Below are 24,721 nucleotides of genomic sequence, written 5' to 3'. Positions count from 1 at the left end.
CTTTCGACGAGACGCAGACCGTGGTGTCTCCCTACGCGCCGATGAGCCTTGATGAGCCTTGACATATAGGAGGATTGGTATGGAGCTTCCCTCGCGGAGGGCCGTCGAGGACCTGGCCGACGAGTTGCGGCTCGGCGTTCCCGCGGAGCACCTGGACGTGTACCACGCGGCGGCGTCGGGCTTGCTCGGCTCCTGGGCGGTCGTCGACGAGCTGTACGACCACGATGTGGCGCCGAAAGCCCCGGTGCGCACATGGTCCGAGCCGGCCGACAACCCGCTCGGAGCGTGGTACGTGACCACCGAGCTGCGCGAGAGCAGCGACGGCCCGTTGGCGGGTCGCCGTATTGCCGTCAAGGACAACGTCGCGGTCGCGGGCGTACCCATGATGAACGGATCGGAGACTCTTCGCGGCTTCGTTCCGGACGTGGACGCGACCGTGGTGACGCGCCTTCTCCAGGCGGGAGCGACCATCGCCGGCAAGGCGGTGTGCGAAGACCTGTGCTTCTCCGGGGCGTCGCACACCTCCAAGACCGGCCCGGTCCGCAACCCCTGGGACCATGACCGCACGACCGGCGGCTCGTCGAGCGGCAGCGCCGCTCTGGTCGCCTCCGGTGAGGTCGACCTCGCCCTCGGTGGTGACCAGGGAGGGTCGATCCGCATCCCGGCCGCGTTCTGCGGCATCGTCGGCTTCAAGCCCACCTTCGGTCTGGTGCCGTACACCGGAGCGTTCCCCATCGAGCAGTCGCTGGATCACCTGGGCCCGATCGCGCCGACTGTCGCCGATGCCGCCGCGATGCTGACGGTGATCGCGGGTGCGGACGGCCAGGACCCCCGCCAGCCCACCGGTATCGCCGGTGCGGACTACCTCGCCGCGCTGGAGAACTCGGGACGCGGTCTGCGCATCGGTGTCGTCACCGAGGGATTCGACCAGGCCAACTCCGACCCCGGCGTCAACGCGGTCGTCAGGCAGGCCGTCGAAAGGCTGACGACGGCGGGCCACGTCGCCGAGGAGGTCTCGATTCCGTGGCACAAGCACGGCGCCGCGATCTGGGACGTCATCTCCGTCGAGGGCGCGACCTGGCAGATGGTTCAGGGCAACGCCTACGGCATGAACTGGAAGGGGCTCTACGACCCGGCGCAGATCGCGTTCTTCGGCGAACAGTGGCGCCGCGATCCATCGGCGTTCTCCGAGACGGTCAAGCTGGTCGCCCTCGGCGGCACCTACGCGCTGCGCAACGGCTACGGCGCGAGCTACGCCAAGGCGCGCAACCTCGAAGGCGTCCTGGCCGCCGCCTACGACAACGTGCTCGACACCTATGACGTCCTGGTCATGCCGACGCTGCCCATCACAGCGAGCCTCGTCCCGCCGGCGGACGCCCCGGTCGAGGAGGTCCTCGGACGAGCTCTCGAAATGCTCTCCAACACCGCGCCGCTGGACGTGACGGGTCACCCCGCGTGCACCATCCCGGCGGGCCTGGCCGATGGCCTGCCCGTCGGTCTGATGGTCATCGGCAAGCGGTTCGCCGACGCCGAAGTCCTGCGCGCGGCCCACGCCTTCGAGCAGACGCTCGGAACGCTCACCGTCCCTGACAGGAAGAAGGAGTTCAGCGCATGAACGGTGTGTTCGACCTCGCCGGCACCGACGGTGTCGGGCCGGTCGTCGTCCCCGACGAGGAGCCGGTCTTCCGCACCGAATGGGAGAAGGCCGTCTTCCCGATGTTCGCCATGTGCTTCCGCGCGGGCTTCTTCGGCGTCGACCAGTTCCGTCACGGCATCGAGTTGATCGATCCGGCCGTCTACCTGAAGTCGCCGTACTACGAGCACTGGGTCCACACCGTCGAGCACTTCGGGGAGAAACTCGGCAAGCTCGACATGGCCGAACTCGACCGACGCACCGAGTACTACCTCGCGAACCCGGATGCTCCGCTTCCGGAGCACGCCGACGACCCCGAGCTGCTCGCCTTCGTCGAGGCCGTCGTCCCGGCCGGCGCTCCGGCCAAGCGCCCCTCGGACAAGGTGGCCCGTTTCAAGGTCGGCGACATCGTCCGGGTCGACCGCTCGGCTCCCAAGGGGCACACGCGCCGTGCGCGCTACATCCGCGGCGCGATCGCCGAGGTGGTCCTCCACCACGGCCCGATGATCTACCCCGACACCGCCGGGAACGGCCTCGGCGAGAACCCGGAGCACGTCTACACGCTCCGGTTCACCAACGAAGAACTGTGGGGCGCCGAGCACGCCGAGCCCAACGGCTCCGTCTACGTCGACGTCTGGGACCCCTACATCGAACTCGTCACCCCCGTGTCCGCCGACACCGAAGGAGCAGTCGCGTGAGCGCGAAGATCCGGACCCAGGAGGAGATCGCCGCCCGAGTCAAGGCGCTCGAGTCGATGCTGATCGAGCAGGGCATCATGACCACCCAGGCCATCGACCGCATGGTCGAGATCTACGAGCACGAGGTCGGCCCGCAACTGGGCGCCAAGGTCGTCGCCAAGGCCTGGAGCGATCCGCAGTTCAAAGCGCGCCTCGTCGAGGATGCCTCCGAGGCCTGCAAGGAGCTCGGTATCAGCGGCCTGCAAGGCGAGGACATGGTCGTGGTGGAGAACACCGACACCGTCCACAACGTCATCGTCTGCACGCTCTGCTCCTGCTACCCGTGGCCGGTGCTCGGCCTCCCGCCCAACTGGTACAAGGACCCGCAGTACCGTGCCGCCATCACCCGCGAGCCGCGCAAGGTGCTCGGCGAGTCCTTCGACTTCACCGTGCCCGAGGACGTCGAGGTGCGCGTATGGGACTCCAGCAGCGAGATGCGCTACTGGGTTCTGCCGCAGCGCCCCGCCGGCACGGAGGGCTGGACCGAGGAGCAGCTCGCCGAGCTCGTCACCCGCGACTCGATGATCGGCGTCGGTCCCGTCGCCACGGCCGCGTCATGACCGGCACGGAGACTCTCCCGGGCCCGTACGCCTCCCCGGAGACGCTCGGCGAGTCCCGGCGCCAGGTCGAGGAGCTCGTCTGCAGTCTGCCGGGCGCCGACCCGAGCCAGATGGGCTTCCAGTTCCCCTGGGAGATCCGCGCCTTCGCCATGGCGGTCGCGGCTCACCAGGCGCTCAGGTTCGACTGGTCGCAGTTCCAGGGCGCGCTCATCTCCTCCATCCAGGACTGGGAGAACGGCGACACCGGGACCGGCGAGGTTCCGTGGTCGTACTACGAGCACTGGGTCGCGGCGCTGGAGACCGTCATGGCCACCCACTGCGCCCTGGAATCGAACGCGCTGGCCGAGAAAGTCCGGCGAGTCCTCGCCGAACCGCCGAACCGCAACCACCACGAGGCCCACACCGAGCCGATCGCCGTCGATCCTGCTCGCAGCCGGTCGGGGCGCGGCACGTGAACACAGCAGCGGCCCCGGCGACGTCAGGGCCGGCGCGCGCCGGTCCACGGATCCGGATGTGCCGGGGCTGCTGTTGCGGCACCACCCGCAAACATCCCGACGTGGATCACGACGGCATCGCCGAGATCCTCACCCACCACAGCGGTCCCGACACCGAACTGGTGCGTACCGACTGCCTGTGGGCGTGTGAGCTCTCCAACGTCGTCGTGGTCAACCCGTCCACCGAGGCACGACACGCGGGAACCAGACCCGCCTGGATCACCCATGTGAACACCGTCGAGCGTGCCGAAGCCCTGGCCGCCTGGGTGCGTGACGGCGGCCCCGGAATCGCCGAACCGCCGCCGGAGCTCGGCCTTGTCCGCACCGGGGCTCAGATCGCACGCGCAGGCAACACCGGTTGGTGACGACACCCCCGCCCGATCGCACAGCTCTCACAGATCTCACAGATCTCACAGAAGGAACCACTCATGGAATCCGCAATCGACACGCACCTCCGGTGCCCGCGCACGCTGTCGCGGCGGGTGTCCGAGGACTACACACCGCCGTTCCCGATGTTCGTCGCCCGCGGTGACAAGGCGCTGCAGCAGGTCGTGATGGCCTACTTCGGAGTCCAGTACGCCGATGAGGGCCGGCGTCCGCAGGCGCTGGCCGCGCTGCGGCACATCGTCGACAGCTTCGGTCTCGCCGACGGCCCGGTGCGCCATGACCTGACGCACCACGTGGACAACCAGGACCATCACAACCTGATGGCCGTCGCGTACTGGGCCGACCCGGCCGCGTACTGCCGCTGGCTGCGCTCCGACGACGTCAAGGGCTGGTGGGAGTCGGACGAGCGGCTGGCCGAGGGCCTCGGCTACTTCCGCGAGATCGTGGCGCCGCGCGCGGAGCAGTTCGAGACCTTGTACGCCTTCACCGAGGACTTCCCGGGCATCGGCGGCCTCATGGGTGAGTGCAGCGGCGAGATCGAGGAGCACGGCTACTGGGGCTCGATGCGTGACCGTATCCCGCTCTCGCAGACCGACTGGCTGGAGGCCCGTTCCGAGCTCACCGTCGTCTCCGGTGACCCGGCCAAGGGCGGCCGGGTGATCGTCCGCGGCCACGACAACATCGCGCTCATCCGGTCCGGCCAGGACTGGATGGCGGCGGGTCAGGACGAGCGCGCCCTCTACTTCGACGAGATCCTGCCCAGCCTTCAGGACGGCATGGACTTCCTGCGCGACAACGGCGACACGCTCGGCTGCTACAGCAACCGTTTCGTGCGCAGCATCGACCTCGACGGCAACGAGCTCGACGAGAGCTACAACATCGGACACTGGCGGTCTCTGGACCTGCTGGAGCGGTGGGCCGAATCGCACCCGACACACCTGCGGATCTTCGTCACCTTCTTCCGTGTGGTGACCGGCCTGGAGAAGCTGCGGCTCTACCACGAGGTCTCGGTCTCCGACGGCAAGGACCAGATGTTCGAGTACGTCAACTGCCACCCGCGTACGGGAATGATGCGCGACGCCACGCTCCCCGCCGCGGTCTGAGCGACCGCAGGGATCCCGTTGCCGGGCCGAGCACCCGGACCGGCAACGGACCACACCCGTTCGCTTTCCCGCTGGAGATGAAGGCCTCAAGGATGAGCACGACGACCACCGCGCTGCGCACAGCCCGCGACCGGCTGCAGAAGCTGCGCTCCGCGTACGAGGACGCACTCTCCTCGTTCTCCTGGCCCGATGTCGGCCCGACGTTCAACTTCGCCCACGACTGGTTCGACACCTACGCGCGCGACAACGACCGGCCCGCACTGGTGATCGTCGAGGAGGACGGCACCCGCGCCTCGTACTCCTTCGGCGAGATGGCCCGGCGCTCCGACAAGGTCGCGGCCCATCTCGCCGCCCAGGGCATCGGCCGCGGCGACAGCGTCGTCGTCATGCTCGGCAACCAGGTCGAGCTGTGGGAGAGCATGCTCGGCCTCATCAGGCTGGGCGCCGTCATCATGCCGACGACCACCGCCGTCGGACCCGCGGAGCTGATCGATCGCCTGGACCGCGGCAACGCCCGCGCCGTCATCTGCAACCCCGCCGACACATCGAAGTTCGACGAGGTCCCGGGGGGTTACCTCAAGCTCGCGGTCGGGGACACGGAAATGCCGGCCGGATGGCTGCGCTACGCCGACGCGTACGACCTCGCCGGTGACGCCGCCAAGGCAGCCGTGCCCCACCCGGCCAACGCGAGCACCGACCGCCTGCTGCTCTATTTCACCTCCGGCACCACAAGCCGGCCGAAACTCGTCGAGCACACCCACCTGTCGTACCCGGTCGGCCATCTGTCGACGATGTACTGGCTGGGGCTCCAGCCGGGTGACGTCCATCTGAACATCTCAAGCCCGGGCTGGGCCAAGCACGCGTGGTCGAACTTCTTCGCACCGTGGCTGGCCGAGGCCACGATCTTCGTCTACAACTACGCCCGCTTCGACGCCAGAGCCCTCCTCGGGCAGATCCGGACCGAGGCGGTGACGACCTTCTGCGCGCCGCCCACCGTATGGCGGATGCTGATCAACGCGGATCTGAGCGGTGGACCGGGCAGCCTGCGTGAGGCGATCGCCGCGGGTGAGCCACTCAATCCGGAGGTCATCAGCCAGGTCCAGCGACAGTGGGGACTGACCATTCGCGACGGCTTCGGGCAGACCGAGATGACCGCCGCGGTGGCCAACACCCCGGGCCGGCCGCTGAAACCGGGATCCATGGGCCGCCCGCTCCCCGGTGTCCCCGTGGTGCTCACCGACCCGCTGGGCAACCAGGTCGAGGGCGTCGGGGAGGGCGAGATCTGCCTCGACCTCTCGCAATCCCCGTTCACCTTGATGACCGGTTACCAGGGCGATCCCGAGCGCAACGCCGCAGCGATGGAGGGCGGCTACTACCACACGGGGGACGTCGCGTCGCGTGACGAGGACGGCTACATCACGTACGTCGGCCGTACCGACGATGTCTTCAAGGCGTCCGACTACAAGGTCAGCCCGTTCGAGCTCGAGTCGGTGCTCATCGAGCACCCGGCCGTGGCGGAGGCCGCTGTCGTTCCGGCTCCGGACGCGGTCCGCCTGGCGGTGCCGAAGGCGTACATCGCTCTGGTCGAGGGCCACGAGCCCAACGCCGACACCGCGCGGTCGATCCTGCGGTACGCCCGTGACCACCTCGCGCCGTTCCTGCGGGTGCGGCGGATCGAGTTCTACGAACTGCCGAAGACCATCTCCGGCAAGATCCGCCGGGTCGAACTCCGCCGGCGTGAGAACGAGGTTGAGGGAAACCGCCCTGCGGGCGAGTACCGCGACTCGGACTTCCCCGAACTGAAGCACTGACATCACCAGCAAGAGCACCACTGAGATGGAACGCGAACCCGAAGGAGCCCCTGCCATGGCACAGCACATCGCGCCGCCGACAGTCACCACTCCCGAACTCCCCGCCAGGCTGCCGATCTCCGCGATCGTCCCGTGGGCGGTCTTCTTCGGCATCCTGATGCTGATCCTGCTCTACTTCGTCGGCGCGGAGCAGGGAGCCACCTCCGTGATGAGCGGAGAGGACGTCCACGAATGGGTGCACGACGCCCGCCACCTCCTCGGCTTCCCCTGCCACTGACGCAAGGGACACGGACACGCTCATGAACTCCGCAACAGTGAGACACCTACTGGTACGCGGCATGCTCGCCGGCCTCGGGGCCGGCGTGCCGGCCCTGGCCGTGGCCTACTTCCTCGGTGAGCCGAACGTCGGCAAGGCAATCGGCTTCGAGGAGACCCACGCGCACGAGCACGAGGTCGAACTCGTCTCCCGCAGCCTCCAGTCCACCGCCGGCCTCGCCACCGGTGTCCTGGTCTACGGGATCGCCTTCGGCGGTGTCGCCGCCCTCGCCTACTGCTTCTGCCTCGGCCGAGTCGGCCGCTTCACTCCACGAGCCACGGCGCTGCTCCTGTCCGCCTGCGCCCTGGCCGTGGTCTATGTCCTGCCCTTCCTGAAGTACCCGGCGAACCCGCCCGCCGTCGGCGACCCCGACACCATCGGCAAACGGACAACCCTGTACTTCCTGATGATCGTGCTCAGTGTTCTCCTCGCCGTGGCCGCCGTCCTCCTCGGCAGGCGGCTCGCACCCAAGCTGGGCACCTGGTACGCCACCGTCACCGCCGTGGCGGCCTTCGCACTGGCGATCGGCCTGGCGTTCGCGTTCCTGCCCTCCGTCAACGAGGTGCCCTCCGGCTTCCCGGCAACGGTGCTGTGGCGGTTCCGACTGTCGGCTCTCGCCATCCAGGCCACTCTGTGGGGAGTCTTCGGACTCGTCTTCGGCGAGCTGGCGCAACGGCTGCTCAGCCCCGAGCCGACCCCGGCAACGGGGGCGTCGCCCGCGGCGGTGACGGCAGGCACTGCGGCAGTCGTGCTCTCGCCCAAGTGAGTCCGGTCGTCGTGCCGGGCCCAGGCGCGGGCCCGGCTCGGGAAGGACGTACTGGAGACCGTGTTCCGGAAGGCGGCCGGCCCGCTCGCCACCCCGGGCGCCCGGGCGCGTGGCGACGGGGGGCTGAGGCTCCTCGCCCTGGACGGCACGCTCCTGCCCTCTGGACAGACTCGCTACGCCGTCGAGCGCTCGGCCCCGCGGTGCTCAGGGCGAAAGCCCGACCATGGCCGCGCTCTCCCGCCACGGAAGGGCACGGGCCTCGTCACTGCGGGCCGGTTCCGAAGGGTCGGGGAAGGAGGGCCAGCCCGGCCAGGGCCTCGCCCGCACGCTCGGCCGTTCCGAGGTGGTACTGGGGGCGGAATCTGCCGAGGACCGCGGTAACCGGTGGCAGCAGGAGCGGCATGAGCTTGCGTGCCGCCCAGGGCTGGGCGCGCCCCAGCGAGGTACCGGCCGTCAGGCCGGGGTTGTATGCGATCACGGTGATGTGACGCGCCCGTGCTTCGTCGTGTGCCGCCAGGGACCGCGCGGTCAGCAGGTTGCACGGCTTGGACGCCGCGTACGCGCGCATCCCCGAACGTGCGCCGCCGCCCTTGGGCGGATCCGCGAGTGACCGCGGATCGAGTGTCTTGGGGGCCATCGACGTGATCGGACATGTCGATGCCCGTGGCGGCCGTACGCCCCCTGACGTCGTCCGCGAAGGCGCGGACGCTGTCGAGGGATGCCAGATCCACCGGAAGCACGCTGCCGCCCTGTGGGGCGACGCGATCGTTCCCTCTTGCCCGGCCAGGACCCAGGTCTGGCCTTCGCGAGAACCCAGGTCAGCTGAGGTCGGCGAGGTCTTCGTCGGTGAGGTCGATTCCGGCCACCGCCATGTTGTCTTCCAGGTGGGCCAGGGAACCCGTGCCCGGGATGGCCAGGGCCACCGGGGAAGACGCCAGCATCCACGCCAGCCCGATCTGGTGCACGCTCACGCCGTGCCGGGCCGCGACCTTGCCCAGCCGGGCGTCCTCGAACTCCCCGCCGCCACCCACCGGATGGAACGGAACGAAGGCGATCTGGGCCTCCTCACAGGCCGCCAGGAGGTCCGCGTCACCGCGCCGGTTGGCATGGAACTCGTTCTGCACTGCTGCCACGGGAGCGATCGCACGCGCCTCCGCCAGATGAGCGGCGTCGACGTTGCTCAGACCGAGGTGACGGATCAGGCCCTCCTCACGCAGGGCCGCGAGCGCCTCGAAGCGCCCGGCGAGGGACTCGCCGAGCGGGGGCTCCATGAAGCCGATACGCAGGTAGACCAGGTCCAGGCGGTCCACACGCAGACGCTCCAGGTTGGCCTCGACGAGGCCGCGCATGTCGGCCGGGGTGCCGTGGGAGAAGCCGTCGGGGCGGACGATGGGCCCCACCTTGGTGGCCAGGACCAAGCCCGCCGGGTAGGGGTGGAGGGCCTCACGGATCAGGGTGTTCGCACGCACCGCGCCGCCGGCGCTGGCGTAGAAGTCCGCGGTGTCGATGTGGTTGACGCCCAGTTCCACGGCACGCCGCAGCACAGCCCGGCCGGTCTCGGGGTCACGGGCCGGACCGCCCATGCCCTGCTGAGACGGGAGGCGCATGGCCCCGAAGCCGAGCCGGTTGATGACCAGGTCGCCGCCCAGGCGGAAGTCTTTGCTCATGCGGCCAGCCTGCACCGGCCCGAGACCCCCGACGAGTCGATGGCACCTTGCTGCCAGAGGCACAATGAACGTATGGCGCAGACCATGGTCCTCAAGGGAGATCTGGAGCTCCGGGCACGCATCAGGCCTCTGGCGGAGTCCCACGACGCGGAATGGGTCAATGTCGCACGCGACCTAGACACCTGGCCCGGTGCCCGTGAGGCCGCGCGGCGGCGGATCCACCGTGACGCTGGGGCTCAGGCCCGCAAGCTGTACAGCCCCACCGTGCTGGCCGACGAGCGCGACCGGGAGACTCTCCGCGAGCTGGCCGCGAGCGGCATCCCGGTACGCATCGCCGCGACACCGCTGCTCCAGGGAACAGTCTTCATCGACCGGCGGACCATGATTCTCGCCGACCCCGGGCCCAGGGCGTCGTACGCGCTCGATCACCGTCACCGCACGTACACGATGAGCGCCGAGCCGTCGCTGGTCAGCGGGGCGTACGCGCTGTTCGAAGCCGCGTGGGAGAGCGCGACCGACCTTGCCGCGTTCCTCGATCCCGACCGGCCCCGGATAGACGCGCAAGGCCGTACGGTCCTGTACGCGCTGGGCTCCGGCATGACCGACGTGGCCGCCGCGCGGGAACTGGGCATGTCGCTGCGCACCTACCGGCGCCGGGTCGCCGAACTCCTCGTCGCCCTCAACGCGGAATCACGTTTCCAGGCCGGGATGCGGGCGGGAGTGTGGGGTCTGTTCCGGGGGTGACCCACCTGGGCACAAGGGAAATGGTCCGGGGTACCCGGCGAACGTGTCCGTACGAGCGCCGACCTGAGCGCCGTCCTGCTGCTCCGGCGCCTGCCCGCCGCGTCCCTCACCCTTCTCGCGCCGCCCCGGCCGAGTCGCGGAACGACTTGAGCACGTGTCGCACCATCTGCCCGGCGGTGTTGGCGCGAAGGAATCCGGAGATACCGCCGTAGGTGAGTTCGAGCACGATTCCGCCCATGTCGAGAGCGCTGATTCTGCGGTCGCGCCCCAGGGCGAGTTTATCGAGGAGGAGATTTCCGATTTCTTCCCACTGGCTGACGAAAAGCTGCCGTTGTCGCATTCCCAGATTTCCGTCACGCTGCGCTCGCCGCAGGAATTCGATGGCGATGATCCCCCATTTCTGTTCCGCGGCGCGGGTGTCGGACCAATGGGCGACGATTTCGATGACGGCGTCCGGGTCGGTGACGTCGCGCAGAAACTCGGAGAGTTCCTCGACGTCGTGCCCCGCGTTGCCCTCCAGGAGCTGCTGGAGGACGTCCTGCTTGGAGGAGAAGTTCGAGTAGAACGCGCCCTTCGAGTAGCCGGCCTCGTCCGCGATGCGTTCGACGGAGGCACCCTCGTATCCCTCGCGCGCCACCACGTCACGTGCTGCGTTCAGGAGCTTCTCTCGCGTGAGCGCCTGGCTCTGCTCTCGCGTCAGCCTCGCCATGATGATGCTCTCCCCACTGCATTCGCTCACAAACGGCGGAACAGCCCGGTGTTGAACCGCGCGCCAGTGTATCGTGCCGGAACTCGCGCCCCGGACCGGAGGAAAACCCGAGTGGTTCTCGGCCGGTCCGGTCGCCGCGCGACGAACTCAGCCGGAAATTCCATTCTTGGACACGTTGACGACGGAGCCCTGCGGCACCCAGCTGGTGCCATTGAACTCGTGGAGCTGGTACTCGTGCACCAGTCGGCCGTCCGATTCCCCGGTCAGGCTCGCTCCGTCGATGAGGAGCGGGTCCTCCACCTTGGCCAGGGAGTCCCACGAAGCCAGGAAGCCCTTGCTGGTGACCTCCTCGGCGCCCTTGAGGGCCGCGACGACGGCCGCGGCCAGTCCGTAACCGGTCAGCGCGAACGACTGGGCCGCGTCCGCCTTGGGCGCGTACTTCGCCATGTCGGCGCGGTACTGCACCAGCGCCTTCTCGTTGTGCACCGCCGGGTTCTGCGGGTCCTTGAACCACTGGTAGGAGAGGGCTCCCTTGACGTTGGCGGCGCCTGCCGGCTTGACCGTGCTCGCGAAGTCCGCGTACGGGCTGCCGATGAAGACCTGGGGGTGGTAGTCGATCTGGCCCATGTAGGACAGCAGCGCGCCCAGGGTCGGCGGGCCGAGCGTCACCACCAGGGTGTCGACCTTGGCCGCCTTGAGCTCCGTGACCTGCGAGGCGACGTCTCCCTGTCCGGGCGGGAGTCTGAGGGCCTTGACCGGCTTGACGCCGGCCTTGGCGAGCCCGGCGAGCTGGCTGTCGGCGAGTTCGTTGTTGAAGCCCATGAAGCCGACGACGGCCTTCGGGGTCTTCTCCTTGATGTAGCGGCCCTGGAGCTCGCCCTCCCAGGAGATGTCGGGGACGAACGCGCGCGAATCCGGGAACTTCTCGACGTCGCTCAGTACCGTCTCTCCGCCCTGCACGATCTGCGCCACGCCCGCCGAGTTGAGCTGGGGCCGGGCCGCGACCGCGATGCCGCCGAAGTTGATGACGACCGTCGCGTGGTCCTTGGTGACGAACTCGGTGTTGTTGGACACCAGACGGGCGGGGTCGAAGGCGTCGTCCTTGACCTGGAAGTCGATCTTCCGCCCGTTGATGCCGCCCGCGACGTTGACCGCCTTGAAGTAGGCCGCCGCCCCGTCCGCCGAGACGCCCGCGGACGACAGGACGCCGCTCAGCGGGTAGCTGGCGCGGATCACGATGTCGCTGTTGTCGGTCTGCGTCCCGGACGAGCGTCCGGAACAGGCGGTGGCGGTGGCCGCGGCCACGGCCACAAGGGCGATCAGCTTCGTTGGGTAGTTCCTCATCGAACTTCCTTTTCTGCGGGGAGAGGAGCTGGTGCGGAAGGAGAGTCGGTGGTGGGTGCGATCCGGCCCAGGAGGCGCGTGAGACCGCCGACGAGACCGGTCGGCGCGACGGTCAGGGAGAGGATCAGACAGCAGGCGTAGACGAGTTGGGCCCAGTTGCCGGAGGTCTCGCCGCTGACGACGTTCTCGGCGGCGGTGGGCAGGTAGACCACCATGGCCGCGCCGACGATCGCGCCCGCCCAGGTCCTGGTGCCGCCGACGACACTGGCCGCGAGGAGCGTGATGGAGAGGGCGATCTGGTAGCTGTCCGGCACCGCGATGGCGACGACGAGTGCGTAGAGCGCGCCGCCGACACCGGCCACGGCCGAGCTGACGGCGAAGGCCATGAGCTTGACGCGGTTGACGTTGACCCCGTTCGCGGCGGCGAGCAGGGGGCTCGTACGCACGGCGGCCAGGGCTCTGCCGCCGGCGCCGGTCACCAGGTTGCGCAGCAGGAGCAGTGTCGCGGCGAGGGCGAGGAGGCTGACGACGAATCCGAACTGCGCCCCGGTGAGTCCCGTCCACGCGGGCGGCTCGATGCCCGGGTGCGCCAGCGAGAGGCCGAACGTCCCGCCCGTGGTCGACTTCAGCCGGATGACGACGAGGGGGAAGACGGCGGCCACGGCGATGGTGAGCAGTCCGAGGTTGGCGCCGCCCATCTTCAGTGCGAGCGCGCCGAGCAGTAGACCGAACACCAGGCACAGGACGCCGGCCAGGAGGACGGCGGGCACCCACGGCCATCCGTTCTTGGTGACGACGACGAGGGCGGCGTATCCCCCGAGGCCGAAGACGGCGCCGTGGCCCACGCTGATCTGGCCGGAGTGTCCGAGGAGGAGGTTCAGCCCGGCCACGGCCATCGCGAGGGTGAGGACGCGGGAGAGGTCGAGCAGGTCGTAGTCGGAGACCAGGAAGGGGATGACGAGGCCGACCACGAGGGCGGCGGTCCAGCCGCCGGGGACGGCGTAGCGGCGCAGTGTGTTCATACCCGCACCGTCCTGGTCCTGCCGAAGAGTCCGGCCGGCCTCACCGTGACCACTACGGCGGTGAGCAGGAAGGGGGCGACGACCGCGAGGTCTCCGTCGAGGCCGGGGACGTACCGGCCCGCGAGCCCGTTGGCGATGCCGACGAGTACGCCGCCGACGACCGCACCGACCCGGCTGGCCGGCCCGCCGAGCGTGCCGGCGGCCAGCGCGAGGAGCAGTGGGAAGGTCATCATCCCCGGTGTGAGGGTGAGGACGGGTGCCGCGACGATGGCCGCGAAGGCGCCGACCGCCGCGGCGATCGCCCAGCCGATCATCAGCCACAGGCCCTGGTGCTGCCCGAGCACGGTGGCGGAGGCCGGGTTCTGTGCCACGGCACGCAGGCGCAGGCCGACGCCGGTCCGGTTGAACAGCAGTGCGGTGACGGCCATGACGGCGAGCAGGGTGATCAGTGAGCCCAGTTGCTGCACGGTCATGCGCAGTCCCGCGAATTCGATGAGGCCCTCGCCGAAGGGGCTGGGGAACGTACGGGGATCGGTCGTCCAGACGATCGCCATGAGCGCGTTCAGGCCGAGGAGCAGGGCGACGCTGAGCGTGAGCAGAGGGAGTTCGCCCGCGTCCTCGACGCGCCGGACCAGCGCCCTCTCGATGACCGCCCCGCCGGCTGCGGACAGCAGGACGACCAGGGGGACCGCCGCCCAGAAGGACAGCCCGGTGTTGAGGATGAGCAGGGTGACGTAGGCGGACAGTGTCGCCATCTCGCCCTGGGCGAAGTTGAGCATGCCGGTGCCCTGGAAGACGACGCTGAGCGCGAGGGCGAGGATGCCGTACACCAGCCCTGAACTCAGCCCGTCCAGCACCTGTTGGAACAGTTCGGTCACTTCTTGACTCCGATCGCTTCCGCGCCGCCGTCCGTCTCGCCGAGGTACGCGCGCTTGATCACATCGCCGTCACGGAACTCCTCGACCGGGCCGGCGGCGGCGACGCGGCCGCCCGCGAGCACGATCACGCGGTCGGCGATGTCGAGGGAGAGCCGTGCGTTCTGCTCCGCGATCAGCAGCGAGATCGACCACTCGTTCCTGATCCGGGCCAGCGCCTCGAAGAGCTGGCGGGTGAGCAGTGGTGCGATACCGAGGGACGGCTCGTCGATGAGCAGCAGGCGGGGCCGGGCCATCAGGGCCCGTCCGATCGCGAGCATCTGCTGCTGCCCGCCGGAGAGCAGTCCGGCCTGGCGCCCGCGCATCTCGGCCAGCACCGGGAAGGTGTCGTAGACGAGTGCGAAGTCCTCGCGTGAGCGCACCCGTTGGTCCCGTGGGCGGGCGAGACTGCCGAGGCGGAGGTTCTCCTCCACGGTCAGGTCGACGAACGTGCCGCGTCCCTCGGGCACGTGGCCGACGCCCGCGCGGGCCGTGCGGGCGCCGCTCCAGCCGGTGATGTCCACGGCGTCGTACTCGATCGCGCCCTGGGTGGACACCAGTCGGGAGATGGCCCGCAGCAGGGTGGTCTTGCCGGCGCCGTTCGGGCCGAGGAGGACGACGATCTCGCCGTCCGACAGGGCGAGGTCGATGCCGTGCAGGACCTCGACGGAGCCGTAGTGCGCGACGAGCCGACGGGTCTTGAGCAGTGTCGTGCTCACACGCCCGCCTCCGACCAGTCGTCGCCCAGGTAGGCGGCGATCACCCGTTCGTCGGCCGCCACTTCGGCGGGGGTTCCGGCCACGAGGAGCCGGCCCGCGTCGAGGACGACCACATGACGCGAGACCCTCATCACCAGGCCCACGTCGTGCTCGACGAGGACGCAGGTCATCCCCGTGTCGGCGGCGAAGGCCTCGATGTCGCCGAGCAGATCGGCGGCCTCGTCGGCGCCGAGGCCGGCGGCGGGCTCGTCGAGCAGCAGCAGGCGCGGCTCGGCGATCAGGGCCCGCGCCACCTCGACCCGGCGCCGGTCGCCGTGCGGGAGGCTGTCGACGCGCCGGTCCTGGGACCGGTCGAGTCCGAGGCGTCCGAGCAGTTCGGACGCCCGCTCGCGCATCGCCCGCTCGGCCCGTGCCACCGGGGGCAGCCGCAGGAGCGCGCCCAGCAGGCCGTGCTTCATGCGGGTGTGGGCGCCGAGCAGGATGTTGTCGAGGGCGCTCAGTTCGGGGACCAGCAGCGGCGTCTGGAACGTGCGGGCGATACCGAGGGCGGCGCGGCGGTCGGCGTGCAGCCGGCTGAGGTCGCGTCCTTCCAGTTCGACCTTGCCGGTGTGCCGGGCGACGCCGCTGATGCAGTTGAACAAGGTCGTCTTTCCGGCCCCGTTGGGGCCGATCACCGCGGAGACACCGCCCGCCGGGATCGAGAAGGAGACGTCCTGGAGTGCCTGCACACCCTGGAAGCTCACTCCCAGTGCGTCGACACGCAGGGCTGTGTCGTGAGTCGGATCGGCCATCGATGGCACCGTCCTGTTCTGCGTGAGGTGAGGGGAACGGCCCGTGGTGACCTAGGCGCGGGAGGCCCGGTACGAGGCAGGCCAGATGCCGTGGCGGCCGGGGGCGAGGATGCCGTGCGGGTCCACGGCGTCCTTGATCTTCTCCACGAACCGCTGGTAGGCGTGGCTGTTGAAGGAGTACTGGTCGGCGGCGAGGTCCATGCACTCCAGGTGGGGGCGGGACTCGCCGTAGCCGAGCGCGCCGGCCGCGGCGACCAGGCTCCTCGCCAGGTCGAAGGCGCCGCGCGCCTCCACCGGGTCGGTCCGGTCGTAGCGGACGCCGATGATCACCACGCAGGAGCGCTCTCCGGTGACCACGACGGTGGCGCCGAAGTTGGCACCGGCGTCGAGCACCAGCGACCGGGCCGTCTCGACCATGCTCCGCACCTGACGGCCCTGGAGGGGCACGACGGGTGCGACGTCGATGTGGGCGACGTGGTCCGGTGTGTTCTCGATCGCCTTGAGGGTGGGGATGCCGATCATGATCTGGTCGGCGGACAGGACGATCTCGTCGTACTCGTCCGGGGCGTACATCCGGGAGGCCTCGACCCGGCCGCTCGGGAGCTTCGCCCAGGCGTCCTTGATGCGTTTGACCTTGGCCCGCACGATCTCCGGGTCGCCCCACACGGCGGCGCGCGCGGCCCAGGCGCCGACCTCGGTGCGCTCTCCGATCTCCTGGATCTCGGCGGCGCTGAGCTGATGGGAGGCGGCCACGGGGAGGTCCCGCAGCATATGGGAGGCGCGCAGGGTGGAGAACAGCGCGGGGGCGCCCTCCAGGTGTCCCGCGAGCCTCAGTTCGCGGATCGTGTCCACGGCGGCTTCCAGGTCCGCGTCGTCGCCGATCGCGAGCATGACCGGCGCGTACGCCTCGGGCAGGCGCTTGAGCCAGACGCCCATCCTGGTGACGATGCCGAGGTTGGACTGCACGAACAGCCGGTCGAGCGACGGTCCCAGGCTCCGCTTGTACAGGTGCCAGGCCCTGCCGTCCGGAAGTGCTCCGGCGCCGGTGCGCAGGAGGTCACCGTCCGGGAGGACGACCTCGAGACCGGTGGGGAGCATGTAGTCGGCGCCGTAGTGCTGGTAGGTGTGGCCGGCGTCCATCGAGTTGCCGACGATGGAACCCCAGCCCAGGTCGGGGCAGGGGGTGAGCAGCCGAAGGCCGCGGGCCCGTACGGCGTGGTACAGGTCGAACCAGGTCACGCCCGGCTCGACCACCGCGTACGCCAGCTCCTCGTCGATCTCCAGGATGCGGTTCATCTTCTGGAAGCCGATCTGGATCGAGCCGCGTACCCGCGGTGAGGCTCCGCCGTGTCCGAGGTTGCGGCCCTGGCTGTGCGGCCACACGGGGATCCCGTGCCGGCCCGCCAGACGGACGATCTCCCGCACCTGCTCCGTGGAGACGGGCTGTACGACCGCCGAGGCGGCGTAGGTCTCGTCGCCGGGGATCCAGTAGGAGTCCTTGAACTCGTCGACCTTGGTCCGCTCGATGTGGAGGGAGTCGTCGCCGACGACCGCCACGAGCTCGCGGACCAACTCGTCCGGGAGGGTGGGCAGATGAAGGGTCGCGTCGGTCATCGCCATCTCATTTCAGGGAGTGCTTCAGATACCGATCGGTCTTCGGATTCCGGACCGTATGCCTCACCCAGATGGCTGTCAACGGATCGGGAAAGAGATCTTTTTTCGCCGACAGACGCAGCAAGCAGCGGCGAGATCACCTGGAAAACTTGCCGATGTTCGACGTATTGACATCGCACCGAGAGCTCTCAAATACTCATCGGAATCCGAAGTCAGACTCGAATCCGGATTGGATCGGCCCGTGATGTCTGCGCTGGAACTCAATGGCGAGAACCTGTACCGGGACCCTTATCCCGTCTACGCCCGTCTCCGCGAGGAGGCTCCCGTGGCCTTCTTCGAGGGCACCCATGAATACCTGGTCACCCGGTTCGAGGACTGCCGCGCGGTGGGAGCGAACGACCGCGTCTTCGGACCGTCCGGCAGCCCGGACCGACCGGAGGCCCGGGTCATGGGCATGCCGAACGTGCTGTCCATGACCGGCGAGGACCACCAGCTGCTCCGCCTGGGCATCGACGAGAACCTCACCCTGGAACGGGTCCGCGGCTACGTCGAGGCCCTGACCCGCCCGGTCGTCGAGCGCTGTCTCGCCGAGCTGGCGCCCCGCGGGTCGGCGAACCTCACCGCCGACCTCTTCGAACCGATCTCGGTGCGCTGCATCGGTGACGTCATCGGACTGACCGAGACCCCGAACGAGACACTGGTCGAGTGGTTCCACGCGATGAGCGCCGGTCTGCAGAATGTCGCCGACGACCCGGCCGTGTGGGACCGGCTCGACCGCGCGCTGGCCGAGATCGACACGTCGCTCGGGGCACTGTACGAGCGGGTGGCCGCCAAGCCCGACCACACCCTGATGAGCCATGTGGTGCGCGGCGGCCTGCCGGACGGCGAGGTGCGCGGCTTCGACGAGGTGCTGCCCACCATGAAGGTGATCATCCTGGGCGGTCTGCAGGAACCCGGGCACGCCGCCGCGAACGCCTGCGCCGGCCTGCTGCTCAACCCCGAGCAGGCGCAGGTCGTCGCGGACGCCCCGCAGGAGCACGCGCTGCGCGCCTTCGACGAGGGCCTGCGCTGGATCGCCCCCATCGGCGTCACCCCGCGCGTCGCCGCCGAGGACGTGGTTGTCGCCGACACCACCATCCCGGCGGGGTCCTCGGTCGCCATCGTCATGGCGTCGGCAAACCGGGACCCGAACCGCTTCGAGGACCCCGACCGGTTCGACATGTTCCGCAAGAAGCGGCCGCACCTCTCCTTCGGCTTCCGTCCGCACTTCTGCTCGGGCCATGCACTGTCGCGGGCGATGGGCACGATCGCGCTGGAGGAGGTCTTCCTGCGGCTGCCGAACCTGCGGCTGGACGACAGCCGCGAGCCGGCGGCCAAGGGCTGGCGTTTCCGCGGGGTCACGGACCTGCCGGCCGTCTGGGACGCGTGACATGGAACCGACCACGGGCCTGGCCATCGACTGCCACGGCCACTTCACGACCGAGCCGCCCGCGTTCCATGCCTTCCGGGCGGCCCAGGTGGACTTCGCCGAGAGCCGGACGCAGGACCGGCCCCGCTATGCCGGGGTCGACGACGACACCCTGACCGGGATCATCACCGACAACCATCTGCGGCTGCAGCGCGAGCGGGGCTCGGACCTCACCCTCCTGTCGCCCCGCGCGTCGGGCATGGGCCACCATGTCCCCGGCCAGGACATCGCGACGGAGTGGGCCCGGCTCTCGAATGACACAGTCGGGCGCGTCTGCGAGCTGTTCCCGCACAACTTCGCCGCCGTGTGCCAGCTGCCCCAGACGGTCGACGGCGACCTCGGACCCGTCGTCGCCGAGCTGGAACGCTGTACCGCGGCCGGCTTCGTCGGGTGCAACATCAACCCCGACCCCTCGGGCGGGCGTTGGACGGCACCTCCGCTGTACGACCCCTGGTGGGACCCGCTGTGGGAGGCGATGACCCGCCTGGACGTGCCCGGCATGATCCATGTGTCGGGCTCCTGCTCCCCCGCCCTGCACACCACCGGCGCCCACTACATCGCCGCGGACACCGTGGTCTTCATGCAGCTGCTGCAGGGCGACCTCTTCGAACGGCACCCGGACCTGCGGCTGATCATCCCGCACGGCGGCGGCGCCGCTCCCTACCACTGGGGCCGCTACCGGGGCCTGTCGATCGCCCTCGGCAAACCGCCGCTGTCCGAACACCTCATGCGCAACCTGTACTTCGACACCTGCGTGTACCACCAGGCCGGCATCGACACCCTGTTCCGGGTCGTCGAGCCCGAGAACCTGCTCTTCGGGTCCGAACTCCTGGGCGCCGTCAAGGCCGTGGACCCGGAGACAGGGCATCCCTTCGACGACACCAAGCGCTACATCGACGCGCTCGGCCTCGACGAGAAGACCCGGCACGCCGTCCTCGGAGGCAACGCCCGGCGGGTCTACCCCCGGCTCGACGCACTGCTCACCGCTCAAGGGCGCTGAAGACCCTCGCATCCAGGGCGCTGAAGACCCTCGCACCGCACCCCGAACTGGAGTTCCCTCATGACTTCCGACCTGACGCCCGTACGCTTCGCCGGCGGCGCCCAGGGCTTCAACTGGCTCCCGGTGTTCGTCGCCGACGAACTGGGCCTGTTCCGCAAGCACGGCATCGAGATCGAGTACCTGCGGCTCGGCTCGGTCGACAAGGCCACCACGGCCGTACGCGAGGGCACCGCGGACCTGGCGATCACCCCGCCCGAGGGCGCGGTCGCGGACTACGTCGCCGGTGGCGCCCTGCGGATCGTCGCCGCCAACTCGCTGCGGCTGCCCATGTCACTGGTCGCCCGCCCCGAGGTCGGCTCGGTCGCCGAGCTGCGCGGCAAGCGCATCGGCACCTCCTCCCTCACCGAGGGAACGGCGCTCTACACGCAGATCATGCTCCAGCGCGAGGGACTGTCGTACCCCGGTGACTACGAGTTCGTCCTCGCCGGGGTGCACACGACCCGGTGGGCGGCGCTCCAGAAGGACGAGATCGACTGCGCGCCCCAGCCCGCGCCGTGGAACTTCCTCGCCGAGCGCGAGGGGTACCGCCTGATCGGCGAGGTCAACGACGCGATCCCCGAGGTCGTCTTCGCAGGCGTCATCGGCCGCGACGACTGGACGGCCAAGAACCGCGACACGGTCGAGCGGCTGATCGCGGCGCTGGCCGAGGCCCACGACATCGTCAACGACCCGCGGCGGGACGACACCACGCTGCCGATCTACCAGCGCATCACCACACCCGACGCACCGGACCTGGCCGCCCAGGGCTTCAGCTACACACGGGACATGGGCATGTGGCCGGCCGGGCTCGCCGTCAGCCCCGCGGCCTGGGCGGCCACGGCCGACCTCATGGTCCGCGCCGGGCTGCTCGCGCCGGAGCGGGTGGAAGACGCGGCCGGCGTGCTCGACACCAGCTTCGTCCGGGGTGCCTGACCATGGCCAGGATCGTGACCACGGTCGAACGCGCCGACGCGGCGATCTGCGCCGGCTTCGCGGAGCTCGGAGTGGCGACCGCGCACGAGGCGCAGCACCGCACCGGACTCCTCGACCACCGTCTGCGGCCCCGCCAGTCGGGACGCGTCGTCGCTGGCCCGGCGCTGACCTGCGAGGTGCCGCCCGGGGACAACTGGATGATCCACGCGGCCATGGAACAGGCCCAGCCGGGCGACATCCTCGTGGTCAGCCCGACCTCGCCCTGCGACGACGGCTACTTCGGCGACCTGCTCGCCACATCGGCGCAGGCGAGGGGCGTCCGCGCCCTCGTGATCGACGCCGGGGTGCGCGACATCGCGGAGCTGCGCGCCATGGAGTTCCCCGTCTGGAGCAAGACCGTCAGCGCCCAGGGCTGTGTCAAGGAGACCCTCGCCGACGTCCAGGTCCCCCTGGTCTGCGGCGGCACCCTGATCAAACCCGGGGACGTGATCGTCGCGGACGACGACGGTGTCTGCGTGGTGCCACGCGAGACCGCCACCGAGGTGCTCACGGCGGCCCGCCGCCGGGCCGCCATGGAGGAGGAGAAGCGCAGGCTCTACGCGGCCGGACGACTCAGCCTCGACGTCAACTCCATGCGTGCCCGCCTCAAGGAGAAGGGGCTGACCTATGAGTGAGACCGCCGGACCCCGGGTCCCCCGGCGCGTGGTCACCGCGGTCCGGGACGGCAGGTCGGTCTTCGCCTCCGACGGCCCCGTACCCAACGTCCACCACTACGCCTCGATCCCCGGCATGACGACCTCGGTCGTCTACGCCACCGCGGCGCCGCCTCCGCTGCCGCAGGACGAGGGCGAGACCGCCCCGCCCCGGCTGCGCATACCCCCCGCCCCGGGTGAGACCCGCCTGATGATCGTCACGTTCCCGCCCGACTCCGTCATGATGAGCCCGGAGTTCGACCCGGCCGCCGCGGACGCCGAGCAGCGCGAGTTCATCCCCGGCCTGGCCGAGCGCTTCGAAGCCGACGCGCCCGGCATGCACCGGACCGACACGGTCGACTACGACCTCGTCCTCGACGGCGAGATCTGGCTCGAACTGGACGACGGGGCGACCACGCACCTGCGCCGGGGCGACATCGCCGTCCAGTGCGGCACCCGGCACGCGTGGCGCAACAAGGGCGACCGGCCCGCGACGATGTGCTTCGTCCTGATCGGCGGTGCGCCTCGATGACGAACGAGTACTACGACTGCCTGATCGTCGGCGCCGGGCACGCGGGCGCACAGGCCGCGGTCTCCCTGCGCCAGTCCGGGTTCGAGGGAAGCGTCTGCCTGCTCGGCGACGAGCCGGTGGCGCCGTACGAGCGTCCCGCCCTGTCGAAGGAGTACCTGGCCGGCAAGAAGGAGTTCACCCAACTCCTGCTGCGGCCCGACGAGTTCTGGCCCGAGCACGAGGTCACGCTGTCGGTCGGCCGGCGGGTGACCGCCGTCGACGCCGAGGCGCACTCCGTCACCTGCGCCGACGGCACCACGATCGGCTACGGCTCCCTCGTCTGGTGCGCCGGAGGCACCCCGCGCACCCTGCGCTGCCCGGGCCACGACCTGAGCGGCATCCACGCGATCCGCGACAAGGCCGACTGCGACCGGCTGATCGCCGCCCTGCCGCACAGTCATCGCATCGTGGTGATCGGCGGCGGTTACGTCGGCCTCGAGGCCGCCGCCGTGCTGAGCGAACTCGGCAAGCAGGTCGTGGTGATCGAGGCGCTGGACCGTGTCCTCTCCCGCGTCGCCGCCGAACCACTCTCCCGCTTCTACGAGGCCGAACACCGCGCCCGTGGCGTGGAGTTGAGCCTCGGCACCGGGGTCGAGGAGATCGTGGGCCGGGACGGCGCGGTGAGCGGGGTGCGTCTCACGGACGGCTCCGTGGTCGCGGCCGACCAGGTGATCGTGGGCATCGGCATCGAGCCCGTCATCGGACCTCTGCTGTCGGCGGGGGCGGAGGCGGCCCCGGCGGGACTGGGCGTCCTGGTCGACGACCTGTGCCGCACCTCACTCGCGGACGTCTACGCCGCCGGCGACTGCGCGGTGGTCCGGGGCGGCCCGGGCATCCGTATCGAGTCCCGGCAGAACGCCTCCGAGCAGGCGGACACCGCGGCGAAGGCGATCAGCGGCCGTCCCGAACCGCTGCGCCTGCTCCCGCTGTTCTGGTCGAACCAGTACGACCTGCGGCTGCAGACCGTCGGCCTCAGCCACGGCCACGACAGCACCGTCCTGCGCGGCCACCCCGGCAGTCGAAGCTTCTCCCTCGTCTATCTCAAGGACGGCGCGGTAGCCGCCCTGGACTGCGTCAACGCGGCCCGGGACTACCTGCAGGGCCGCCGGCTCGTGGAGGCCGGCACCCGGGTCGACCCCGCGCTGCTGGCCGACGCGCAGACCCCTCTCAAAGACCTGGCCAAGTCGGCCTGATCCCGCCCCGGAGGAACCAGAACATGCAGATCACAGTGACTACGCGGGACGGCGGGACGCACCCGGTCGAAGCGCGCGCGGGCCTGTCCCTCATGCAGAACATCCGCAACGCCGGGGTCGACGAGCTGGAGGCGATCTGCGGCGGCTCGCTCTCCTGCGCGACCTGCCACGTCTACGTCGACAGCCTGCCACCCGGCACAGAGCTCGCCCCCAAGTCGCCGGACGAAGAGGACCTCCTCGACGCCTGTGACGACCTCGCGGAGAACTCCCGACTGTCCTGTCAGCTCGTCTTCGGTCCCGCGCTCGACGGCATGCGCGTCACGATCGCGCCCGAGTACTGATCATGCGCGACGACGGATCGCCCCGAGCACGGAGAGAGATGATGAACGAACTGATGCGCGCCGCGCGGCTGCACGCCGTGGGCGAGAAGATGCAGATCGAGGACGTGGAGCGGCCGAGCCCGACCGGCACGGACGTCGTGGTGGCCGTCAAGGGCTGCGGCATGGTGCCGAACCTGGCCAACGTGCTCGCCAACTGGCAGACGTGGTACCCCCAGATGCCGCTGCCCCCGCTCCCGGCGATCTTCGGGCTCGACCCGGTGGGTGTGGTGCACGAGGTCGGTGAGCAGGTCGTGGGCGTCAGGCCGGGAGACCGCGTCTATGTGAACCCGGGCCGCTCCTGCGGTGCCTGCCACGCCTGCGGCGCCGGCACACCGCAGAAGTGCGACTACTGGACCCTGGGCGGCTACTTCGGCTACAACCCGGGCAGCCTCGAGATGTTCGCCCGTTACCCCTACGGCGGTTTCTGCGAATACATGCTCGCGCCGCAGAGCGCGCTGGTGAAGCTCCCGGACAACTTGGAATTCCGGCAGGCCACCCGGCTGGGCTACCTCGGCACGTCGTACGCGGCGGTCAAGAAGCTCGGCCCCCTCGCGGGCAGGACACTGATCGTCAACGGCGCGTCGGGCACCCTCGGTGTCGGTGTCACGCTCGTCGCCCTCGCGCTGGGTGTCTCCCGCGTCTTCGCGGTCGCCCGCGGTGTGCCGCTCCTGGAGCGGCTGAAGGAACTCGCCCCGGACCGCGTCGAGATCTTCTCGAACCGCGACGGCGGCACCGAGGAGTGGGTGAGGTCGCGCACCGGGGGCCGGGGCGCGGACTTCATGATCGACACCCTGGGGGCGGTCGCCTCCCTGGACTCGCTCAGGGACGCGATGCGCGGGGTCGGCCGGGGTGGCCGGATCGTCAACATCGGCGGTACGGCGGGCGAGCTGGGCGTCGACGTGAAGTGGTGGATGGACGAGCAGATGGAGCTCGTCGGCTCGGTTTGGTTCACCGCCGCCGAGGGCGTCGAACTCGCCGGTCTGCTGGGCAGCGGGGCGATCGACGTCTCCGTGCTCCAGCCCAGGTCCTGGCCGCTCGACGAGATCAACGACGCGATCTCCGGTGCGTCGAGCGGCGAGGGCGGCTTCACGAGCTATCTCGTGGAGATCTGAGG

At 69.9% G+C, this 24,721-nt stretch carries 27 protein-coding genes; 18 read left to right on the top strand and 9 right to left on the bottom strand.

The window, feature by feature from the left end; genetic code table 11:
* Positions 1–79 precede the first annotated feature (79 nt).
* The 9 genes from ACIRF9_RS40665 to ACIRF9_RS40625 all read left to right on the top strand — a co-directional run bounded on the left by ACIRF9_RS40665 (position 80) and on the right by ACIRF9_RS40625 (position 7,807).
* Positions 80–1,615 (top strand): amidase, encoded by a 1,536-nt coding sequence (locus tag ACIRF9_RS40665; protein ID WP_403833182.1) that lies wholly within the window; start codon positions 80–82, stop codon positions 1,613–1,615.
* The gene (gene nthB / locus ACIRF9_RS40660; protein WP_403833180.1) at positions 1,612–2,331 is read left to right on the top strand and encodes a nitrile hydratase subunit beta; all 720 of its coding nucleotides are present in this window, start codon (positions 1,612–1,614) and stop codon (positions 2,329–2,331) included. The genes ACIRF9_RS40665 and nthB overlap by 4 nt, the downstream gene beginning before the upstream one ends.
* The gene (gene nthA, locus ACIRF9_RS40655; RefSeq protein ID WP_403833178.1) at positions 2,328–2,930 is read left to right on the top strand and encodes a nitrile hydratase subunit alpha; all 603 of its coding nucleotides are present in this window, start codon (positions 2,328–2,330) and stop codon (positions 2,928–2,930) included. The genes nthB and nthA overlap by 4 nt, the downstream gene beginning before the upstream one ends.
* Complete coding sequence (locus ACIRF9_RS40650) at positions 2,927–3,385, top strand: nitrile hydratase accessory protein (RefSeq protein ID WP_403833175.1); 459 nt, start codon at positions 2,927–2,929, stop codon at positions 3,383–3,385. Before nthA ends, ACIRF9_RS40650 begins: the two co-directional genes overlap by 4 nt.
* A gap of 101 nt (positions 3,386–3,486) precedes the next feature.
* A complete protein-coding gene (locus tag ACIRF9_RS40645; RefSeq protein ID WP_403833173.1) occupies positions 3,487–3,789 on the top strand; it encodes a hypothetical protein in 303 nt (100 codons plus the stop codon).
* A gap of 63 nt (positions 3,790–3,852) precedes the next feature.
* Complete coding sequence (locus tag ACIRF9_RS40640; protein WP_403833171.1) at positions 3,853–4,914, top strand: phenylacetaldoxime dehydratase family protein; 1,062 nt, start codon at positions 3,853–3,855, stop codon at positions 4,912–4,914.
* A gap of 92 nt (positions 4,915–5,006) precedes the next feature.
* Positions 5,007–6,725 (top strand): AMP-binding protein, encoded by a 1,719-nt coding sequence (locus tag ACIRF9_RS40635; RefSeq protein WP_403833168.1) that lies wholly within the window; start codon positions 5,007–5,009, stop codon positions 6,723–6,725.
* A 55-nt stretch (positions 6,726–6,780) separates the two neighbouring features.
* Complete coding sequence (locus ACIRF9_RS40630; RefSeq protein WP_403833165.1) at positions 6,781–7,002, top strand: CbtB-domain containing protein; 222 nt, start codon at positions 6,781–6,783, stop codon at positions 7,000–7,002.
* Between the two features lie 22 nt (positions 7,003–7,024).
* Entirely contained in the window at positions 7,025–7,807 is a 783-nt protein-coding gene (locus ACIRF9_RS40625) for a CbtA family protein (protein ID WP_403833162.1), read from the top strand.
* A 262-nt stretch (positions 7,808–8,069) separates the two neighbouring features.
* On the opposite strand, the gene ACIRF9_RS40620 is transcribed toward ACIRF9_RS40625, so the two are convergent.
* Entirely contained in the window at positions 8,070–8,444 is a 375-nt protein-coding gene (locus ACIRF9_RS40620) for a hypothetical protein (protein ID WP_403833159.1), read from the bottom strand.
* A 181-nt stretch (positions 8,445–8,625) separates the two neighbouring features.
* Positions 8,626–9,474, bottom strand: a complete 849-nt coding sequence (locus ACIRF9_RS40615; protein WP_403833156.1) for an aldo/keto reductase — start codon at positions 9,472–9,474, stop codon at positions 8,626–8,628.
* A gap of 72 nt (positions 9,475–9,546) precedes the next feature.
* On the opposite strand from ACIRF9_RS40615, the gene ACIRF9_RS40610 reads away from it, so the two are divergent.
* Positions 9,547–10,218: a DNA-binding response regulator gene (locus tag ACIRF9_RS40610; protein ID WP_403833153.1), complete on the top strand. Its 672-nt coding sequence runs from the start codon at positions 9,547–9,549 to the stop codon at positions 10,216–10,218.
* A 106-nt stretch (positions 10,219–10,324) separates the two neighbouring features.
* Here the strand turns inward: ACIRF9_RS40610 and ACIRF9_RS40605 are convergent, their stop codons facing one another.
* The 7 genes from ACIRF9_RS40605 to ACIRF9_RS40575 all read right to left on the bottom strand — a co-directional run bounded on the left by ACIRF9_RS40605 (position 10,325) and on the right by ACIRF9_RS40575 (position 17,331).
* Positions 10,325–10,927 (bottom strand): TetR/AcrR family transcriptional regulator, encoded by a 603-nt coding sequence (locus ACIRF9_RS40605; protein WP_403833150.1) that lies wholly within the window; start codon positions 10,925–10,927, stop codon positions 10,325–10,327.
* A gap of 147 nt (positions 10,928–11,074) precedes the next feature.
* Positions 11,075–12,271, bottom strand: coding sequence for an ABC transporter substrate-binding protein (locus tag ACIRF9_RS40600; RefSeq protein WP_403833148.1), 1,197 nt, complete (start codon positions 12,269–12,271; stop codon positions 11,075–11,077).
* On the bottom strand, positions 12,268–13,293 hold the full coding sequence (locus ACIRF9_RS40595; RefSeq protein ID WP_403833145.1) for a branched-chain amino acid ABC transporter permease: 1,026 nt from the start codon (positions 13,291–13,293) through the stop codon (positions 12,268–12,270). The genes ACIRF9_RS40600 and ACIRF9_RS40595 overlap by 4 nt, the downstream gene beginning before the upstream one ends.
* Positions 13,290–14,171 (bottom strand): branched-chain amino acid ABC transporter permease, encoded by an 882-nt coding sequence (locus ACIRF9_RS40590; RefSeq protein ID WP_403833143.1) that lies wholly within the window; start codon positions 14,169–14,171, stop codon positions 13,290–13,292. Before ACIRF9_RS40590 ends, ACIRF9_RS40595 begins: the two co-directional genes overlap by 4 nt.
* Entirely contained in the window at positions 14,168–14,926 is a 759-nt protein-coding gene (locus tag ACIRF9_RS40585; protein ID WP_403833141.1) for an ABC transporter ATP-binding protein, read from the bottom strand. Before ACIRF9_RS40585 ends, ACIRF9_RS40590 begins: the two co-directional genes overlap by 4 nt.
* Entirely contained in the window at positions 14,923–15,717 is a 795-nt protein-coding gene (locus ACIRF9_RS40580; protein WP_403833139.1) for an ABC transporter ATP-binding protein, read from the bottom strand. Before ACIRF9_RS40580 ends, ACIRF9_RS40585 begins: the two co-directional genes overlap by 4 nt.
* A 51-nt stretch (positions 15,718–15,768) precedes the next feature.
* Positions 15,769–17,331 carry an FAD-binding oxidoreductase gene (locus ACIRF9_RS40575; protein ID WP_403833137.1) on the bottom strand — a complete coding sequence of 521 codons (1,563 nt, stop codon included), beginning with the start codon at positions 17,329–17,331 and terminating at the stop codon, positions 15,769–15,771.
* A gap of 244 nt (positions 17,332–17,575) precedes the next feature.
* Here ACIRF9_RS40575 and ACIRF9_RS40570 point away from each other — a divergent pair, with 244 nt between their 5' ends.
* Genes ACIRF9_RS40570 through ACIRF9_RS40535 form a run of 8 tightly spaced genes read left to right on the top strand, consistent with a single transcriptional unit; the run spans position 17,576 to position 24,719 of the window.
* Positions 17,576–18,760, top strand: a complete 1,185-nt coding sequence (locus tag ACIRF9_RS40570) for a cytochrome P450 (RefSeq protein ID WP_403833135.1) — start codon at positions 17,576–17,578, stop codon at positions 18,758–18,760.
* 19 nt (positions 18,761–18,779) lie between these two features.
* Complete coding sequence (locus ACIRF9_RS40565) at positions 18,780–19,799, top strand: amidohydrolase family protein (RefSeq protein ID WP_403833371.1); 1,020 nt, start codon at positions 18,780–18,782, stop codon at positions 19,797–19,799.
* 60 nt (positions 19,800–19,859) lie between these two features.
* Positions 19,860–20,771 carry an ABC transporter substrate-binding protein gene (locus tag ACIRF9_RS40560; RefSeq protein ID WP_403833132.1) on the top strand — a complete coding sequence of 304 codons (912 nt, stop codon included), beginning with the start codon at positions 19,860–19,862 and terminating at the stop codon, positions 20,769–20,771.
* A gap of 2 nt (positions 20,772–20,773) precedes the next feature.
* Entirely contained in the window at positions 20,774–21,445 is a 672-nt protein-coding gene (locus tag ACIRF9_RS40555; protein WP_403833129.1) for a 4-carboxy-4-hydroxy-2-oxoadipate aldolase/oxaloacetate decarboxylase, read from the top strand.
* Positions 21,438–21,995 (top strand): cupin domain-containing protein, encoded by a 558-nt coding sequence (locus tag ACIRF9_RS40550; RefSeq protein ID WP_403833127.1) that lies wholly within the window; start codon positions 21,438–21,440, stop codon positions 21,993–21,995. Before ACIRF9_RS40555 ends, ACIRF9_RS40550 begins: the two co-directional genes overlap by 8 nt.
* A complete protein-coding gene (locus ACIRF9_RS40545; RefSeq protein ID WP_403833124.1) occupies positions 21,992–23,227 on the top strand; it encodes an NAD(P)/FAD-dependent oxidoreductase in 1,236 nt (411 codons plus the stop codon). The genes ACIRF9_RS40550 and ACIRF9_RS40545 overlap by 4 nt, the downstream gene beginning before the upstream one ends.
* A 23-nt stretch (positions 23,228–23,250) precedes the next feature.
* Positions 23,251–23,568, top strand: coding sequence for a 2Fe-2S iron-sulfur cluster-binding protein (locus tag ACIRF9_RS40540; protein ID WP_403833122.1), 318 nt, complete (start codon positions 23,251–23,253; stop codon positions 23,566–23,568).
* Between the two features lie 41 nt (positions 23,569–23,609).
* The gene (locus ACIRF9_RS40535; RefSeq protein WP_403833119.1) at positions 23,610–24,719 is read left to right on the top strand and encodes an alcohol dehydrogenase catalytic domain-containing protein; all 1,110 of its coding nucleotides are present in this window, start codon (positions 23,610–23,612) and stop codon (positions 24,717–24,719) included.
* The last annotated feature ends 2 nt before the right edge of the window (positions 24,720–24,721 follow it).

Source organism: Streptomyces sp. NPDC096132 (assembly GCF_044763345.1).
Classification (GTDB): Bacteria; Actinomycetota; Actinomycetes; order Streptomycetales; family Streptomycetaceae; genus Streptomyces.
This window is presented reverse-complemented; position numbering and strand designations above follow the sequence as displayed.